This is a genomic window from Kitasatospora sp. NPDC088783 (assembly GCF_044750705.1).
In the GTDB taxonomy this organism is placed as follows: Bacteria; Actinomycetota; Actinomycetes; order Streptomycetales; family Streptomycetaceae; genus Kitasatospora; species Kitasatospora fiedleri.
This window is the reverse complement of record NZ_JBIVKJ010000012.1, coordinates 15403-30624: the sequence shown is the minus strand read 5'-3', so window position 1 is coordinate 30624 and position 15222 is coordinate 15403. Positions and strand designations below refer to the sequence as shown.

Annotated in this window: 12 protein-coding genes; 4 read left to right on the top strand and 8 right to left on the bottom strand. The window is 75.8% G+C overall.

Annotated features, from left to right (window positions below; genetic code table 11):
* Positions 1-66: 66 nt before the first annotated feature.
* The 3 genes from ACIP60_RS28315 to ACIP60_RS28305 form a co-directional block, all read right to left on the bottom strand.
* The gene (locus ACIP60_RS28315; RefSeq protein WP_400689361.1) at positions 67-570 is read right to left on the bottom strand and encodes an NUDIX hydrolase; all 504 of its coding nucleotides are present in this window, start codon (positions 568-570) and stop codon (positions 67-69) included.
* Entirely contained in the window at positions 567-2066 is a 1500-nt protein-coding gene (locus ACIP60_RS28310) for an SDR family NAD(P)-dependent oxidoreductase (protein ID WP_400689358.1), read from the bottom strand. The genes ACIP60_RS28315 and ACIP60_RS28310 overlap by 4 nt, the downstream gene beginning before the upstream one ends.
* Before the next feature lie 174 nt (positions 2067-2240).
* Entirely contained in the window at positions 2241-3206 is a 966-nt protein-coding gene (locus tag ACIP60_RS28305; RefSeq protein ID WP_400689355.1) for an AEC family transporter, read from the bottom strand.
* A 649-nt stretch (positions 3207-3855) separates the two neighbouring features.
* On the opposite strand from ACIP60_RS28305, the gene ACIP60_RS28300 reads away from it, so the two are divergent.
* Positions 3856-4686: a transglycosylase SLT domain-containing protein gene (locus ACIP60_RS28300; protein ID WP_400689352.1), complete on the top strand. Its 831-nt coding sequence runs from the start codon at positions 3856-3858 to the stop codon at positions 4684-4686.
* Positions 4687-4811: 125 nt separating this feature from the next.
* On the opposite strand, the gene ACIP60_RS28295 is transcribed toward ACIP60_RS28300, so the two are convergent.
* Positions 4812-5888 carry a Gfo/Idh/MocA family protein gene (locus ACIP60_RS28295; protein WP_400689350.1) on the bottom strand — a complete coding sequence of 359 codons (1077 nt, stop codon included), beginning with the start codon at positions 5886-5888 and terminating at the stop codon, positions 4812-4814.
* A gap of 131 nt (positions 5889-6019) precedes the next feature.
* Between ACIP60_RS28295 and ACIP60_RS28290 the strand changes: the two genes are divergently transcribed.
* Together ACIP60_RS28290 and ACIP60_RS28285 are read left to right on the top strand one after the other, a co-directional pair.
* Positions 6020-6607, top strand: coding sequence for a TetR/AcrR family transcriptional regulator (locus ACIP60_RS28290; protein ID WP_400689347.1), 588 nt, complete (start codon positions 6020-6022; stop codon positions 6605-6607).
* Between the two features lie 274 nt (positions 6608-6881).
* The gene (locus ACIP60_RS28285) at positions 6882-8321 is read left to right on the top strand and encodes a GuaB1 family IMP dehydrogenase-related protein (protein ID WP_400689344.1); all 1440 of its coding nucleotides are present in this window, start codon (positions 6882-6884) and stop codon (positions 8319-8321) included.
* Between the two features lie 93 nt (positions 8322-8414).
* On the opposite strand, the gene ACIP60_RS28280 is transcribed toward ACIP60_RS28285, so the two are convergent.
* The 3 genes from ACIP60_RS28280 to ACIP60_RS28270 all read right to left on the bottom strand — a co-directional run bounded on the left by ACIP60_RS28280 (position 8415) and on the right by ACIP60_RS28270 (position 11147).
* On the bottom strand, positions 8415-8759 hold the full coding sequence (locus ACIP60_RS28280) for a hypothetical protein (protein ID WP_400689341.1): 345 nt from the start codon (positions 8757-8759) through the stop codon (positions 8415-8417).
* Positions 8760-8824: 65 nt separating this feature from the next.
* Complete coding sequence (locus ACIP60_RS28275) at positions 8825-10336, bottom strand: hypothetical protein (RefSeq protein WP_400689338.1); 1512 nt, start codon at positions 10334-10336, stop codon at positions 8825-8827.
* Positions 10337-10469: 133 nt separating this feature from the next.
* Positions 10470-11147 (bottom strand): DUF5995 family protein, encoded by a 678-nt coding sequence (locus tag ACIP60_RS28270; RefSeq protein WP_400689335.1) that lies wholly within the window; start codon positions 11145-11147, stop codon positions 10470-10472.
* 659 nt (positions 11148-11806) lie between these two features.
* Between ACIP60_RS28270 and tyrS the strand changes: the two genes are divergently transcribed.
* Positions 11807-13216 carry a tyrosine--tRNA ligase gene (gene tyrS, locus ACIP60_RS28265; RefSeq protein WP_400689332.1) on the top strand — a complete coding sequence of 470 codons (1410 nt, stop codon included), beginning with the start codon at positions 11807-11809 and terminating at the stop codon, positions 13214-13216.
* 25 nt (positions 13217-13241) lie between these two features.
* Here the strand turns inward: tyrS and ACIP60_RS28260 are convergent, their stop codons facing one another.
* Complete coding sequence (locus ACIP60_RS28260) at positions 13242-14828, bottom strand: CehA/McbA family metallohydrolase (RefSeq protein ID WP_400689329.1); 1587 nt, start codon at positions 14826-14828, stop codon at positions 13242-13244.
* Positions 14829-15222: the final 394 nt, after the last annotated feature.

The window sequence follows — 15222 nt, the reverse complement described above, 5'->3', positions numbered from 1 at the left end:
GCCGCGGAGGCGCTCCGGAAGTCTCCGGGGCGCCTCCGCGGGGTTCCGCGCGCGCCTGACGGTCCGTCAGGAGTGCGGTGTGGCCGCCGGGTAGTGCCAGGTGCCGCCCGGGGCGCGGTGGTCCGGCAGCCAGGCGGCCAGCACCTGCGCGGACGGGTAGAACATCGGCTCGGGGAGCGCGTCCACCGGGAAGCGCTCCCAGCCGGCGCACGCGTGCGGTTCGGTGACCAGGGCCTCGGCCAGGCTCGGCGGGGCCAGGACCGCCGCCGTCACCCGGGTGCGGCCCAGCTCGTGGTCGAGCAGCACCGCCAGCACCCGCATCTCCTCGGCGGGCAGCACGATGCCGGTCTCCTCGGCCAACTCCCGTGCGGCGGCGGCCTCGAAGGACTCCCCGGGGTGGTCCACCTTGCCGCCCGGCAGGCTCCAGGTCGGCGACTCCCCGGCGGTGGTGCGCCGCCCGAGAAGCACCCGCCCGTCCCCGGTCGGCACGATCACGCCCGCGCCGACCAGCGGCGGCAGCGGGTGCGCGGCGGCCGGGGGCCGCGCGTCGAGGGGCCGGACGTCCGTCACCACTTGCCCTTCTGGTAGTCCTTCAGGAAGCAGCCGTAGAGGTCCTCGCCGAGTTCGCCGCGGACGATCGGGTCGTACACCCGGGCCGCGCCGTCCACCAGGTCGAGCGGGGCGTGGAAGCCCTCCTCGTGCAGGCGCATCTTCTCCGGGTGCGGGCGCTCGTCGGTGATCCAGCCGGTGTCCACCGCGGTCATCAGGATGCCGTCGGTCTCGAACATCTCCTGCGCGCTGGTGCGGGTCAGCATGTTCAGCGCGGCCTTCGCCATGTTGGTGTGCGGGTGGCCCGAGCCCTTGTAGCCGCGCTCGAAGACGCCCTCCATCGCCGAGACGTTGACCACGTACTTGCGGCGCGCCGAGGACGCGGCGAGCGCCGGGCGCAGCTGCGAGATCAGGATGAACGGGGCGGTGGAGTTGCACAGTTGCACCTCCAGCAGCTCGATCGGGCCGACCTCGGAGACGGTCTGCACCCAGCTGTTGGTGTCCGCCAGGTCCGGCACCAGGCCGCCCGCGTCGATCGCCGTCCCGGCCGCGATCCGCTCCGGCGAGGCCGAACCCGTCACCAGCGCCAGCGAGGTGACCTGCTCGGCGCTCACCGAGGGCCGCTCGCCGCGGCTCTGCCCCGGCAGCGCCGGCACGTCCACCGCGCCCGAGCCGAACCGGCCGATCACCGTGGACGCGGGCAGCGCCCCGGCCGGCAGCGGCGCCGACTCGGCCGCGACCAGCTCGCGGTACGCCCCGGGGGAGCGGCGCACGGTCTGCGCCGCGTTGTTGATCAGGATGTCCAGCGGGCCGTCCGCGGCGACCTCGTCCGCCAGCGCCATCACCTGCGCCGGGTCGCGCAGATCGATGCCGACGATCTTCAGGCGGTGGATCCACTCGGCGCTGTCCGGCATCGCGGTGAAGCGGCGGATCGCGTCGTTCGGGAAACGGGTGGTGATGGTGGTGTGCGCGCCGTCGCGCAGCAGGCACAGCGCGATGTACATGCCGATCTTGGCGCGTCCGCCGGTCAGCAGCGCGCGCTTGCCGGTCAGGTCGGTCCGGGCGTGCCGGCGCGAGCGGTTCAGCGCGGCGCAGGAGCGGCACAGCTGGTGGTAGAACGCGTCCACCTCCACGTACCGCTGCTTGCAGGTGTAGCAGGAGCGCGGGCGCTCCAGGATGCCGGCCAGCTCGGTGGTGGTCTCGGTGCTCAGCCCGAACGCGCCCGCCGTCTCGTCGTCGATCCGTCCCGGCGCGCCCGTTGCGGTCCGCGCCGTCACCGCGCGGTCGTTGGCGGTCTTGCGGGCCCGGGTCTCCTGCCGGCGGCGCTGCTTGAGGGTGCGGAACAGGCCGCCGACCGCCAGCCGGACCCGGATCGCGTCCGGGTGGTCGACGTGGATCTCGTCCAGCTCGGCGAGCACGTTCAGGCACAGCTCCAGGCGTTCGGGGTCGATGCCCTTGCCGTAGTCGGTGTCGTCCTCGACCGGGGCGCTGCCCGGGCCGCTCTGCTGGTTCGTCACTGCCGATGCTTCCTCGTCGCCCCATCCGTACCGCCGAACTCTACGGGAGCGGCCCCCGCCGGAGCGAAGCCTGTGACCTGCCGCACTCCCGGACCGGTGGCCTGCCGCACTCCCGGACGTGTGACCTGCCGCACTTCCCGGTCGCCGGCCCGCCCCGCACCCCGGCGGGTCCGGTCAACCGCCGCCCAGCGACCAGGCGATGACCGACAGCGTCAGCATCGACAGCACCGTCGACGCCAGCACCGCCGAGCGGGCCAGCACCGGAGCCGCCCCGTACAGCCGCGCGTACACGTACACGTTCTGCGCCGTCGGCAGCGCCGACAGCAGCACCGCCGCCCGCAGCTGCGGCCCCCGCAGGTGCAGCAGCAGCGCGCCCACCGCCAGCGCGGCCAGCGGCTGCCCGACCGTCTTCACCAGCACCGCGAGACCCAGCTCACCCCGGTCCGGGCGCTGCGCCGCCGCGCCCGGCGGGGTGCGCAGCGACAGTCCGAGGGTGACCAGCGCGGTCGGGACGGCCGCCGCGCCCAGCAGGTCCGCCGAGTGCGCCAGCGGCCCCGGCAGCCGCCAGCCCGCCGCCGAGAACAGCGCGCCCAGGCCCGCGCCGAGGATCACCGGGTTGCGCAGCGGCAGCAGCGCCAGGCGCCGCAGCCGCGCGGCGGGGCGGGAGGCGGGGGAAGAGGGAGAAGGGGAGGCGGTGGTCGCGTCCAGCACGGTCAGCATCAGCGGGGTGACCAGCAGCACCTGGAACAGCAGCACCGGTGCCGCGTACGAGGCGTCGCCGAGGACCTGCGCGGCGACCGGGATGCCGAGGTTGCCCGAGTTCACGTAGCCCGCCGCCATCACCGCCACCGTCCGCTCGGCCGGGGTCCGGCGCAGCCGCCGCGGCCGCCGTCCGACGGGCAGGCCCAGCAGGGAGGCGATCAGCGTCCCGGCGGCGAACGCCAGTACCCAGCGGTCGGCGAAGGAGGCCAGGTCGGTGCGGGCCACCACGGTGAAGAGCGCGGCCGGCATCGAGACGTGGAACACGAACCGCCCGAGCACCGCCTCCGCGTCCGCCCCCAGCAGCCCCGTCCGCCCGGCCAGCCACCCGGCCGCCGTCAGCACCCAGATCGGCGCGAACGCCGAGACCAACGCCTCCACCCTGACCTCCCGCCGCAGTCAACCAGGCCCGCCCGGGCCCGGGGCCGGTGGGGGGAGGGGATGGGGCCGGGCGAAGGGGGGGCGAGGGGAGGGCGGAGACGTGAGCCGGGTCACGGGGTGGGCGGTTCCGGTGGTCGGGCGGATGCGGTGGGTGGCCGGGGGGAGAGCGGCGTCACAGGGCGGGGCGGTGGCCGGGGTCACACGGGGGGCGGGGGCGCGGAGCGGGGGCGGAGGGGGCGGAGCCCTTGGCGGGACTGGGCTCGGGCCCAAATTCCCGGTGCTGGGGGGAGGTTGGGCGGTGCTGTGACCTTCTTCATAGGCGGGGTGGAATACGGGGGGTCGGTGAGAGTGAACTCCCTTGGGAGGTAAGGGAATTCGAGTTGTGGAGGAGTTGTGTAGGTCCCATTTGGGGGTGTTTGCCGCCTGGTTGGGGCTCCGGCAGTCTCGTGGTTGTGCCCCGAGCCGATCCGAGTGCTCACGGGGCTTCATGACGCAGCGGACCGCGAGACCAGCGCGGCGCGGCGTCCCCGGTGAGCAGGAGCCGCCGGGCCGGCCGTCCCGGGCCGAAGGAACCCGCACCGAGCGGGGACCACGCATGTCCGCCCGGGCCCGGCATGACCTGGAACCGACTCTCGGAGGTACCCGAAACATGCGACGCATCAAGCACAACCTCGGCCGATTGCCCCAGGTGCGGATGGGCCACCACCGCATGCCCGACGCCGTCCTCGGCATCGGACTGGCCGGCGCCATCGCCGTGGGCACGCTGCTGCCCGTCACCCAGGCGTTCGCCGGACCCGCGTCCCACCGCACCGACGCCGCCGCGGTCACCGCCGCGGACACCCAGGACGCCAACCGCGACGGCGGCCAGGCCGCCTCCCGTAGCGAGGCGCGCGAGCCGGTCCAGCAGGACCAGCCGGCCGCCGACCAGCAGGCCGCGGACCAGGCCAAGCAGGCCGCCGACCAGCAGGCGGCCGAGCAGGCCGCCCAGCAGCAGGCCGCGGACCAGGCCAAGCAGGCCGCGGACCAGCAGGCGGCCGAGCAGGCCGCCCAGCAGCAGGCCGCCGAGCAGGCCAAGCAGGCCGCCGACCAGCAGGCCGCCGAGCAGGCCGCCGCCGCCGCGAAGAAGACCTACCCGAACAACCTGGACGGCTGGATCCAGGAGGCCCGCGACGTCCTGGCCGCCAACGGCCAGCACGTCCCGTCCGCGAAGGCGATGCGCGCCGCCGCGATCGCCGAGTCCTCCGGCAACCCGAACGCCCAGAACAACTGGGACTCGAACGCCAAGAAGGGCACCCCGTCGATCGGCCTGACCCAGGTGATCATGCCGACCTTCAAGGTGTACGCGCTGCCCGGCCACACGGACATCCGCAACCCCGTCGACAACCTGATCGCCAGCTCCCGCTACTGCGACGCCCGCTACGGCAACATGGACAACATGGCCGCCGCCCGCGGCTACGGCGCCAACTGGCGCGGCTACTAGGAACCGCCCACCAGCGCGGAACCGCCTCTCGGCCCCCTCGGTGCACCGCACCGCAGGGGGCCGCGGCACGCCCGCGGGGAGCGGGCGGGCCGGGGGGAGGGGGGCCGGGACCGGCGGCGTCGCGCTCAGCGCACCTGCTGCGGGGCGCCGGTCGCCGCCGAGCGCTCGATCGCGGCGAGGAGGCGGTGGTGGGCCGCCGCGGCGTGGAAGTCCGGGCTGGGGGTGCGGCCCCGGGCGATCGCCTCGGCGACCTCCTGGTAGACGGCCGCGACGTTGGCGACCGGACCGGCGGCGGGGTCGAAGGGGACGGTCCGGTAGCGGGCGGGGACCGGTGCCGGTTCGCCGTCGACCCGGATGTCCCAGTCCGTCCAGTGCATGTACGTGCCGGGGCGGGGCGGGACGGCGGTCAGCGTGCCGTCGGAGCCGACCAGCTTGATCAGGAACCCGTCCGGGCTGCCGCTGCCGCCGTGCACGGTGACGGACGCGGCGGCGCCGTTCTCCAGCGTGCCGAGGAGCAGCACCTGGGAGGGCACCCCGTTGCGGACCGTCCGCCCGGTGCCGGTGACCTCGACGCGGTCGCGGGACCGGGGCAGCCTCGCGGAGACCTCGACCAGCGGGCCCGCGACCCGGTGCAGGGTGGCCAGGAAGTGGCCGGCCATGACGGTCAGCAGCGAGGTGCCCGCGGCGGGATCGGTGGACCACTCCAGTTCCGGCGCGATCCGGGGCCCGCCCAGCGGATCGCCCGCGGCGACCAGGACGGCGGACTCCAGGCGGCCGATCGTCCCGGCGGCCAGCAGGTCGGCCACGTACCGGGCGTCCGGCGACCGGTGCCCCTGCAGGTTCACGGCGTGGACGACGCCCGCCGCGTCGGCCGCCCGGGCGAGTTCCTCCGCCTCCGGGGCGTCCACGCCCAGCGGCCACTCGGAGAGCACGTGCTTGCCCGCCGCCAGCGCGGCCCGGACCGCCGCCGCGTGCCCGGACGCCTTGACCGACACCACGACCAGGTCCACCTCGGGGCGGGCGGCGAGCGCCTCGGCGCCGACGAGGGCCAGCGGGACGCCGTGGGCGGCCGCCACCCGGTCGGCACCGGCCTGCCCGGTCGTCGCGACCGCGGTCACCTCGAAGTCCGCGAGCCCGGCGAGTGCGGGCAGGTGCGAGGCGGCGGCCCAGCCGCTCGCTCCGACGATTCCGACCCTGATCACGCGTCCTCCCCGACGGCCTGTCCTGCCCGGTTTCTAACCGATCGGTTAGAAACTAGGCGAGCGGGCGCGCGGATTCAAGGGGGGTCGAGGGAGTACCGTGCCGGGAGGCCGGAAACCGGAGGAGGTACGGCATGCCAGGCGGTCGCCCGCGCGCCTTCGACCCACGGACCGCGCTCGACCGGGCGCTCGAACTCTTCTGGCGGCAGGGCTACGAGGGGACGTCCCTGTCGGACCTGACCGCGGCGATGGGCATCAACCGCAACAGCCTCTACGCGACGTTCGGCAACAAGGAGGAGCTGTTCCGCAAGGCGCTCGACCGCTACTTCACCGGCCCCGGCGCCTTCGCCGCCGAGGCGCTGGAGGAACCCACCGCGCGAGCCGTCGTCGAGCGGATGCTGCTCGGGGCCGTCGAGCTGACCGGCGGGACGCACGCGCCGCCCGGGTGCCTGAGCGTCAACAGCGTGCACGCCTGCGGCCCGGACTCCCGGGCGGTCCGCGAGGAGGTGATCGCCCGGCGGATGGCCGGCGAAGCCGCCCTGCGCCGGCGCTTCGAGCGGGCCCCCGACCTGCCGGCGGGCTGCGACCCCGGCGTCCTGGCCCGGCTGGTCCACACCGTCACCGACGGCATCGCCGTCCAGGCGGCGAGCGGTCACACCCGCGAGCAGGTGCGGCAGGTGGCCGACCTGGCGCTGCGCACGCTGTTCCCGTCGGCGGACTGAGCCGGACTGAGCCGGACTGAGCCGGACCGGGGCGGCCGGGGGTCGCCGGGGGCAGCCGGGGTGGCCGGGCGGGGGTCGGCGGCGGGGGCCGGTGGCGGGGGTTTGGAGGTTCGTACGAGGCGGTTCCGGGATCGGGGGCGTCCGGTTGTGGTGATCTTCAGGATTCGGGCGTGGGCTGGCTCGGGGCGGGGGAATCAACGAGAATCGAACGTTGGGTGTGCGCGGCTCGGCCGCGTGGCGCCGTAACGTTTCTCCCCAGCCAGAGAGCCCCTTCATGCGCTTCCTGAACGACCTCAAGCCCGCGTACGACCTCACGTACGACGACGTCTTCATGGTCCCCAGCCGTTCCGCGGTGGGCTCCCGGCAGGGTGTCGATCTGTCCTCGAACGACGGGACGGGAACCACCATCCCGCTGGTGGTGGCGAACATGACCGCGATCGCCGGGCGGCGGATGGCGGAGACGGTGGCCCGGCGCGGCGGGCTGGTGGCGATCCCGCAGGACATCCCGATCGAGGTGGTGTCCGAGGTGATCGGCTGGGTCAAGCAGCGGCACCTGGTGCACGACACCGCGCTGACGCTGAGCCCCGGCGACACCGTCGCGGACGCGCTCTCGCTGCTGCCCAAGCGCGCGCACGGCGCGCTGGTGGTGGTCGAGGGCGGCAAGCCCGTCGGCGTGGTGACGGAGAGCGACTGCCAGGGGGTGGACCGCTTCACCAGCCTCTCCGAGGTGATGTCGCGCGACCTGCTGCTGCTGGACCGGGACATCGACCCGCGCACGGCGTTCGACCGGCTGAACGAGGCGCACCGCAAGCTCGCCCCGGTGGTCGCCGGGGACGGCACCCTGGTCGGCCTCCTGACCCGGAAGAACGCGCTGCGCGCCACCCTCTACACCCCCGCGGTGGACGGCGCGGGCCGCCTGCGGATCGCCGCCACCGTCGGCATCAACGGCGACGTGGCCGGCCGGGCCAAGGCGCTGCTGGAGGCCGGGGCGGACGTGCTGGTGGTCGACACCGCGCACGGCCACCAGGAGTCGATGATCAGCGCGCTGCGCGCGGTGCGCGGCCTGGACCCGCAGGTGCCGGTCGTCGCGGGCAACGTGGTCTCGGCGGACGGCGTGCGGGACCTGGTCGAGGCGGGCGCGGACATCCTCAAGGTCGGCGTCGGCCCCGGCGCGATGTGCACCACCCGGATGATGACCGGCGTCGGCCGGCCGCAGTTCTCCGCCGTGCTGGAGTGCGCCGCCGAGGCGCGCCGGCTGGGCAAGCACGTCTGGGCGGACGGCGGCGTGCGCCACCCGCGCGACGTGGCGATGGCGCTGGCCGCGGGCGCGTCCAACGTGATGGTCGGCTCCTGGTTCGCGGGCACCCTGGAGTCGCCGGGCGACCTCCAGACCACCGCGGACGGCCGCCAGTACAAGGAGAGCTTCGGCATGGCCTCGGCCCGCGCCGTGCGCAACCGCACCTCCGAGGAGTCGGCGTACGACCGGGCCCGCAAGGCCCTCTTCGAGGAGGGCATCTCCACCTCGCGGATGTTCATCGACCCGGCCCGCCCGGGCGTCGAGGACCTGATCGACTCGATCGTCGCGGGCGTCCGCTCCTCCTGCACCTACGCGGGCGCGGCGAGCCTGGAGGAGTTCCACGAGAAGGCGATCGTCGGCATCCAGAGCGCGGCCGGCTACGCCGAGGGCAAGCCGCTGCACTCCAGCTGGGCCTGAGCGGTCGGTAGTCGGTAGCCGGCGGGGGCCGGGAGAGGGGCCGGGCACTCCGGGGGAGTGCCCGGCCCCTCCGCGCGCCGCCCCGGCCCGGAGTCAGAAGGCGTAGCCGCCGTGCTCGTCCCACGGGACGTCGAGGTCGTCCAGGTGCACGTGCCACCGCGCCCCGGGCAGGGCGCGGCGCAGGGCGGTCACCGCCGCCAGCACGTGGGTGATCACCGGCATCGCCCGGTCCGGGTCGAGCGGCAGCTTGGTGGAGCCCGCCACGATCCGCTCCGGCTCGCCGCCGCCGTCCTCGGGCAGGTCGTACAGGTACAGGCTCTCCTCGTCCCGGTACGGGAAGGACGCCAGGTGGGCGGCGGTGACGCGGGCGACCGCGGACGCCTCGGCCGCGGTCAGCGGCAGCGCGCGGGCCGCGGAGTAGTAGAGGGAGACGCTCATGGCCGGAGCGTACGGGCGCGGTACGACAGCGCCGCCGGGCCCGCGCCGCCTTCTCCGGGAGCCGGTCAGCGGTCGCGGTGCGCCGTCCCGGGGCGTGCCGCGAGGCCGTGCGGCGGTTCCCGGCGGACGGTGACGGTGCTGACCGCCGTCCCGTCGGACGAGTGGACGTGGATCCAGCCCCGGGCGAAGTCCCACAGGTCGTCGTGCGCGCCGCGCTCGGTGGGCGCCCCGAGCGGCAGGTCCGCGCGGGCGGGCTCGCCCGGCATCCCGTCGACGAAGGCCGCGAAGCGCTCGCTCCGGTGGCCGCGGCCACCGATCTCGACCTCGGCGACGGCGCCGCGGCGGAGCGTCAGGCGCACCCCGGGGAGGCCGCACACGTGGGCGACGAGCGGGTGCGCCTCCGGTCGGTCCAGGACGTCGAGGAACAGCGTGAACTCGCCGGAGCGCCACCGGTGGACGCCGGGCGGGGCGCTGGTCCCGCGCAGGACCGCCGTCACCGCGTCCGCGGTACCGGCCACGTACTCGACGTACTCGACGTACTCGACCAGGAGGTCGCGGGTGCCGTAGCGGTACAGGTCGGTGCCCCCGCCGGTCGCCGACGGCAGGCCGAGCGCGCGGTGGAAGTCCGCGCGGGTGGGCGGCCGGACCGCCCCGGGGAGCAGGTCGGGCGCGTGCCGGTAGGCCGGGCCGGAGGCGTCCGCGCGGAGCCGGACCCGGGCGCTCAGGACCCGGCCCTCCTCGACCTGCACCTCGACGCCGCCGTCGAACGCGAGCAGCCGCCGGGGGGAGCCGGAGGACGCCGCCCACCGCCGGCCCGTCCCGCCCGCGAGCCGCGCCACCTCCCGGAAGGCCGCGCCCGCCTCGGGCTCCCCGAGCGCGGCGAGGAAGGCGCGGACCGGGCCCTCCGGCAGCGGCCGCGGGGCCGGGCGCTCCAGGGCGATCTCGACCAGGCCGCCGTCGGCGTACCCGAGCCGCACCCGGTCGCCCTCGACGGCGTACACGTCGCCGCCCTCCTCCACCGGATCGCCCAGGACCTCCCGGGCCCGGGCGCGGTCGCTGCCCGGGGGCAGCCCGCCGATCAGCGCGGCCGGGCGGGGGTGGGCGCCGTCGCCGACCAGCCGGAACACCCGGTCGGCGGTGCCGTTCGGGCCGGCGGCGAGGCTCCGGGAGACCTCGGCCCGGGCGCTGTCCGCGGGTTCGTCCAACGCGTCGACGTGCCACCAGAGTTCGCCCTCGAACCGGGGCGGCAGCATGCGGGCCCGGCACGGGGACCACCGCTCCGGGTACCAGGACCCGCCGCCCGGGTGGAACAGCAGCAGGTCGTCGTGCTCGCCCCGCCAGCACTCGCCCTCGAATGGCCCCAGCCCCTCACCGGCGAGCGCCGCGGCGTACTGCTCGTCCGTCAGCGCGAACAGGGCGTCGGCGGAGCCGTGGCCGACCTGCTGGTCGACGCCGACCCAGGCCCGGCCCGTCGACACCTCGACGCCGAGGCTCGGCCGGCGGGCGACCTGCACGAAGTGCCGCGGGTCGGGGCCACGGCGCTTCGACCCCTGTTCGTCCTTCGTGCGCTTCGCCATGGCTGTTCCGTCCCGTGCTCGTGCTCGTGTCCGTGCCCGCCCTCGTCCGCAGGCCGTCCCGGCGTCCGATCCGGCGCCCGTCCCGCCGGTGGACCCATCATCGGGCACCGGTCCGTCAGGCCCCGGAGCGCGGTCAGTTCGGGCTGAGCGGGGTGAGCGGGGTGAGCAGGGCGCGGCCGACCATGCCGACGGAGCCGGAGAGGGCGTCGGCGACCAGGGCGCGGGCGGGCGGCAGGCGGCGCAGCTCCCACAGGGCGAGGACGGAGGCCCAGGCGGCGTCGCGGGCGCGGTCGATGCTCCAGACCGACAGCACGTGCAGCAGCGCGCCGCCGGCCGGCACGGGCAGCAGGGAGGCGCGGACCTCGGCCTCGACCCGGGCGAGCAGGGCGTTGATCCGCAGGTAGTCGGCGTGCAGCCGGTCGGGGGTGCGGTCGGTGAGGCGGCAGGTGTCGAGGACGGCGAGCGGGAGGTCGTTCTCGATGTGGGCGTTCATGCCCGCCAGGGCGAACTGGAGCGGGTGGACGCCCGGGGCGGCGCGCAGCTCGAACAGCGGGCGCCAGCAGGCGGCGGGGCGGCGTCCGGCGCGGTCGTCGTCGACGGCGGCGAGGTAGCGGGCGGCGAAGACGGCGTCGAGTTCGGCCATGGCGGCCGGGTCGTCGAAGTACCCGGCGACGAGGTGGTCGCGGACCAGCCGGGTGACGGTCAGGTACATCGCGTTGAACACGGCGACCCCGTCGCGGGACGGGAGTTCGGCGGCCAGGTCCGTCATCCGGTCGACCACCTGGTCCACCGTCAGTACCGGTGCGGTCATGCGCACGCTCCCATTGGGATGATCGGACAAAGGGATGGTGGGCTGATACTCCGTCACCTTCGCAGCCGGGGGCGCCGCTGCCAAGGCGCACACGTGGTGCGGGCGGGTGGAAAACCGCGGCGCGCGGGACGGGGGGAACCGGGCGCGCGGGACGCGGAAAAACCGGGTGCGCGGGGCGGGGGAGATGCGGCAGCATGGGCGGCGACGGCGGTGCCGGGCGCGGTTCGCGCTCCCGCCGTTCCCTGTCCCCGGAGGTTCGCGTGGTGAAGCGATATTAGTGGCGGCTCGCACCGCCCTCCGGCCTGCCCTCCTCACCCTGGGCGGCCGGGACTCCCGGCCTTCGGACGATCCCGTTGACGCGCTGACGTACTGACGCGCCGACGCGTTGACGCGCCCACCCCGCCGTGCCTGCTGCGCCTCCGACCGGGCGCGGCCGGGCGTCGGCACCTGCCGCGAGCCGTGGGCGGTCGCCCCTTCGCGGGCCGGCCGGCAGCGCTGTCGACCGGCCTCCTCCGAACCCCCCGCCTCCGTCGTCCCGTGCCGCCCGGCCGTGCCCACCGCGTCCACCGCGTCCACCGCGTCCACCGCGCCGCTGTGTCCGCTGTGCCCGCGTGCCTGCCGTGCCGCCGTACGCCGACGCACCCCCCGAGAGGATGGCCATGACCGCCACCGCGTTCGACCGCACCACCGCACGGATCCGTGCACTGATCGAGGACGAGGGGGAGTGGCGGGAGGGCCCGGAGCTGGGCCGGCTGCTCGGGCTGCTGGCCGGGCGCCGGTGCGCCGACCTGTCGGGGCTCGGCCCGCGGCGGCAGGCCGAGCTGCTCGGGGCGCGCGCCGCGCAGGTGCTGCCCGGCGTCCGGTCACTGGCCGAACTGCTGGGCGAGGGAAGGCCGTTGACGGTGAAGTTCGGCATCGACCCGACCGGCGCGGAGGTGCACCTCGGGCACGCCGTGCCGATGATCCTGGCCAGCCGGTTGCAGCGGATGGGCCACCGGGTGGTGTTCCTGGTCGGCGACGTCACCGCCCGGATCGGCGACCCGTCCGGCCGCAGCGCCGAGCGCCCGCCGCTCACCGAGGAGGACGTCCGGCGGAACGTGGCCACCTACCGGCAGCAGGTCGGCCCGTTCTTCGACTTCTCCCGCGCCGAGTTCCGCTTCAACAGCGAGTGGCTGGCGCCGATGACACTGCCGAGCTTCCTGGCGGTACTGGCCCGGCTGCCCGCCTCCGCCGCGCTCCAGCGCGAGGACTTCCGCACCCGGCTCGCCGAGGGCAGCGGGCTCACCCTCGCCGAACTCGTCTACTCCGTGGTGATGGCGACGGACTCGGTGGAGCTGGCCGCCGACGTCGAGCTCGGCGGCCTCGACCAGCTGCTCAACCTGCAGATGTGCCGCCGGGTGATGGCGGCGGCCGGGCAGCGGCCCGAGGTGGTGCTGGCCACCGGGCTGATCGAGGGCACCGACGGCACCGGCGCCAAGATGAGCAAGTCGAAGAACAACTACGTCGCCCTGGGCTTCCCCGCCGAGGAGATGTTCGGCCGCCTGATGGCCTGCGCGGACCGGCTGCTGCCCGGGTACCTCCGGGCACTCACCGAACTCCTCGACGAGGAGGTCGAGCTGCTGCTCGCCCAGGTCGGCGACGGCCGCCGGCACCCGGTGGCGGCGAAGACCCTGCTGGCCGCCGCCGTCACCGCCACCGTGCACGGGGAGGACGCCGCGATCGCCGCCCGGGACGCGTTCCGGGCGCGGTACGCGGTGCGCCGCTACTCCCGGGCGGGGCCGCTGCCCGCCGTCGACCCGGCCGCGCACGGCGCGGCCACCCTCGGCGACCTGCTGGTCAAGGTCAGCGGCGAACTGCCCAGCCTCAACCAGGTCCGCCGGGTCGCCGCGGCGGGCGGCCTCAGGCTGGTCGTCGAACACACCGACGGCGCGCAGCACACCGTCCCGCTCACCCGCACCGACGCGGACGAGCGCCTGCTCGTCGTCCTCGGCACCCACGACCTCGCCCGCCCGACCGCCACCCGCCGGGTGTTCCTGCGCTGCGGGCGGAAGGTGCTGGAACTGACCTGAGCGGGGGCGCGAGGAGCGGAGCGGGTCAGGGGGTGGTGGCGAGGAGGATCGGGTTGGTGAGGGCCGCCATCGGGCCCCAGGGGAGGGCGGGGCCCATGGTGGTGCCCTGGCCCGGGGTGCCGTCCGGCCTGGGGTGGCGGACCTCGGCGCGGACGTAGCCGGCGAGGGAGGCGGTGGTGCGCCAGGTGAGGGTGGTGGGGCCGGTGGGGGAGAGGGGCTCCTGGTGGAGCTGGCCCTCGTCGGTGAGCAGGCGGGCGGTCCCGCCGGGGACGCCGGAGACGGTGAGGCGGACGTCGACGGGGGCGTCGGCGGGGACGGTCAGGCGTTCGCCGATGCCGGCCTGGCGGCCGTGGCCGGTGGCGGTGAACTCCAGCTGCACGGCGGCGGATTCGGCGATCCAGCTGCGTCCGGCGCGCAGGCCGTCGAGGACCGCGGCGCGGCTCAGGTCGTCGGCGAGGACGACGTTGTGCGGGCTGCCGATCGGCTGCGGCTCGCTGTGGGCGTCGCTGTTGCCCAGCGCGGGCAGCCAGCCCCGGCCCTCGCGCAGGGCGGCGGCCAGGCCGGCGTCCCAGGTGTCGACGGCGGATTCGTCGTCGTACGTCCAGGGGCCGTTCCAGACCTCGACGGCGTCGGCGTCCCGGTAGCCGAACTTCCACTGGCAGGCCACGTACGGGCAGTAGGGGTGCGCGGGGACGACCAGGCCGCCGTCGCGGCGGACCTGGCGGGCGAAGCGGGGGAACAGGTCGTCGCGGGAGCGGTAGCGCCAGTCGACGAAGCGGCCGGGCTCCAGGCCGAGGGCCAGCCAGTGGCCGTTGCGTGTGGTGACCTCCTCGCCGGTGACGATCAGCAGGTCGTCCCCGGCCAGCGGGCCCCAGACGCCGTGCGCGGAGCTGGTGTTGTGGTCGGTGGAGACGATGAAGTCCAGCCCGGCGGCCCGGGCGCCGGCCGCGACCTCCTCGGGCCGGCGGCGCCCGTCCGAGTGCACGGTGTGCAGGTGGCAGTCGCCCCGGTACCAGGCCCGGCCGCGGCCGCGGGCCCGTTCGGCCGGGTAGTGCGGGGTGAAGGCCGGGCCCGGGCGGCCGAACCGGAAGGTGACCTCGACCGTGTAGGCCAGGCCCTGCGGGGCGACCTGGTACGGGCCGAGCACCACGTGCCAGGTGCCCGGGTCGATCGGTCCGGGCAGGTAGCCGGGGGTGGCGGCGGTCGCGGAGATGCTGAACGAGTCGCGGAAGCCGCCGGACCAGCCGCGGAAGCCCCGGCCGCCCGGGTCGGTGCCGCGCTGGTCGAAGAGGCCGATGTCGCAGGAGTTGCCCGGGGTGCCGGCCGGGACGGCGGGCCGGTCGTAGCGGTACGACACCGCGATCTCCCGCACCCCGGGCGGGACGTCCACCGGGAGGTGGACGAAGTCGGGCGCGCCGGTGGGGAGTCGGCCGGTCAGCGTGACGGTCCGGTCGGCGGGGGCGGGATCGGGGCCGGAGGCGGAGGGACCGGTGGTGGGGGCGGCGGAGGCGGTGGCCGGGGCGGCCAGGCCGACGGCGGTCGCGGCACCGGTGGCGAGGCCGGTGCGCAGCAGGGCGCGGCGGTCGGGCCGGGCGGACGGGTCGGTGGGCATCGGGGCCTCCGGTCGTGGGCGCGGGCGGGTCGTCCGGGATCCCTACCCGGCGGGGTGAACCGGCGGTGATCCGGGGGCGAGCCGGGGCCCACCGGACTGCGGAGGAGCCGTGAACGGGGTGCGCGGCGGCGTCCGGGCCGGGCCGGGGCGGGCCTCGAACCCCTGTCGCGGGGGCGGGCGGGAGTTCGAGGACCGGCCCTAGCAGTTTCGACCGGCCGTGGTCGAAGGTTTGCCGGGACTGCCGCTCGTCCGGGTGAATCCGGCGGGTGGGGCTACTCCGGGGCCGCATGGTGCGACAAGCCTATGAGTCGGGCGCGGGACGGTCCGGACCGCCCGGGCGGGCCCCGGGAACAGCCTCTAGCAGGGGCAACTCTCCTGGGGGAAAAGAGCCCTG

Excerpts from the sequence above, each read along its gene's own strand:
- ACIP60_RS28260 (WP_400689329.1), bottom strand. The coding sequence starts at position 14,828 with ATGCCCACCGACCCGTCCGCCCGGCCCGACCGCCGCGCCCTGCTGCGC.
- ACIP60_RS28280 (WP_400689341.1), bottom strand. The coding sequence starts at position 8,759 with ATGAGCGTCTCCCTCTACTACTCCGCGGCCCGCGCGCTGCCGCTGACC.
- ACIP60_RS28285 (WP_400689344.1), top strand. The coding sequence starts at position 6,882 with ATGCGCTTCCTGAACGACCTCAAGCCCGCGTACGACCTCACGTACGAC.
- tyrS (WP_400689332.1), top strand. The coding sequence starts at position 11,807 with ATGACCGCCACCGCGTTCGACCGCACCACCGCACGGATCCGTGCACTG.
- ACIP60_RS28290 (WP_400689347.1), top strand. The coding sequence starts at position 6,020 with ATGCCAGGCGGTCGCCCGCGCGCCTTCGACCCACGGACCGCGCTCGAC.
- ACIP60_RS28275 (WP_400689338.1), bottom strand. The coding sequence starts at position 10,336 with ATGGCGAAGCGCACGAAGGACGAACAGGGGTCGAAGCGCCGTGGCCCC.
- ACIP60_RS28270 (WP_400689335.1), bottom strand. The coding sequence starts at position 11,147 with ATGACCGCACCGGTACTGACGGTGGACCAGGTGGTCGACCGGATGACG.
- ACIP60_RS28300 (WP_400689352.1), top strand. The coding sequence starts at position 3,856 with ATGCGACGCATCAAGCACAACCTCGGCCGATTGCCCCAGGTGCGGATG.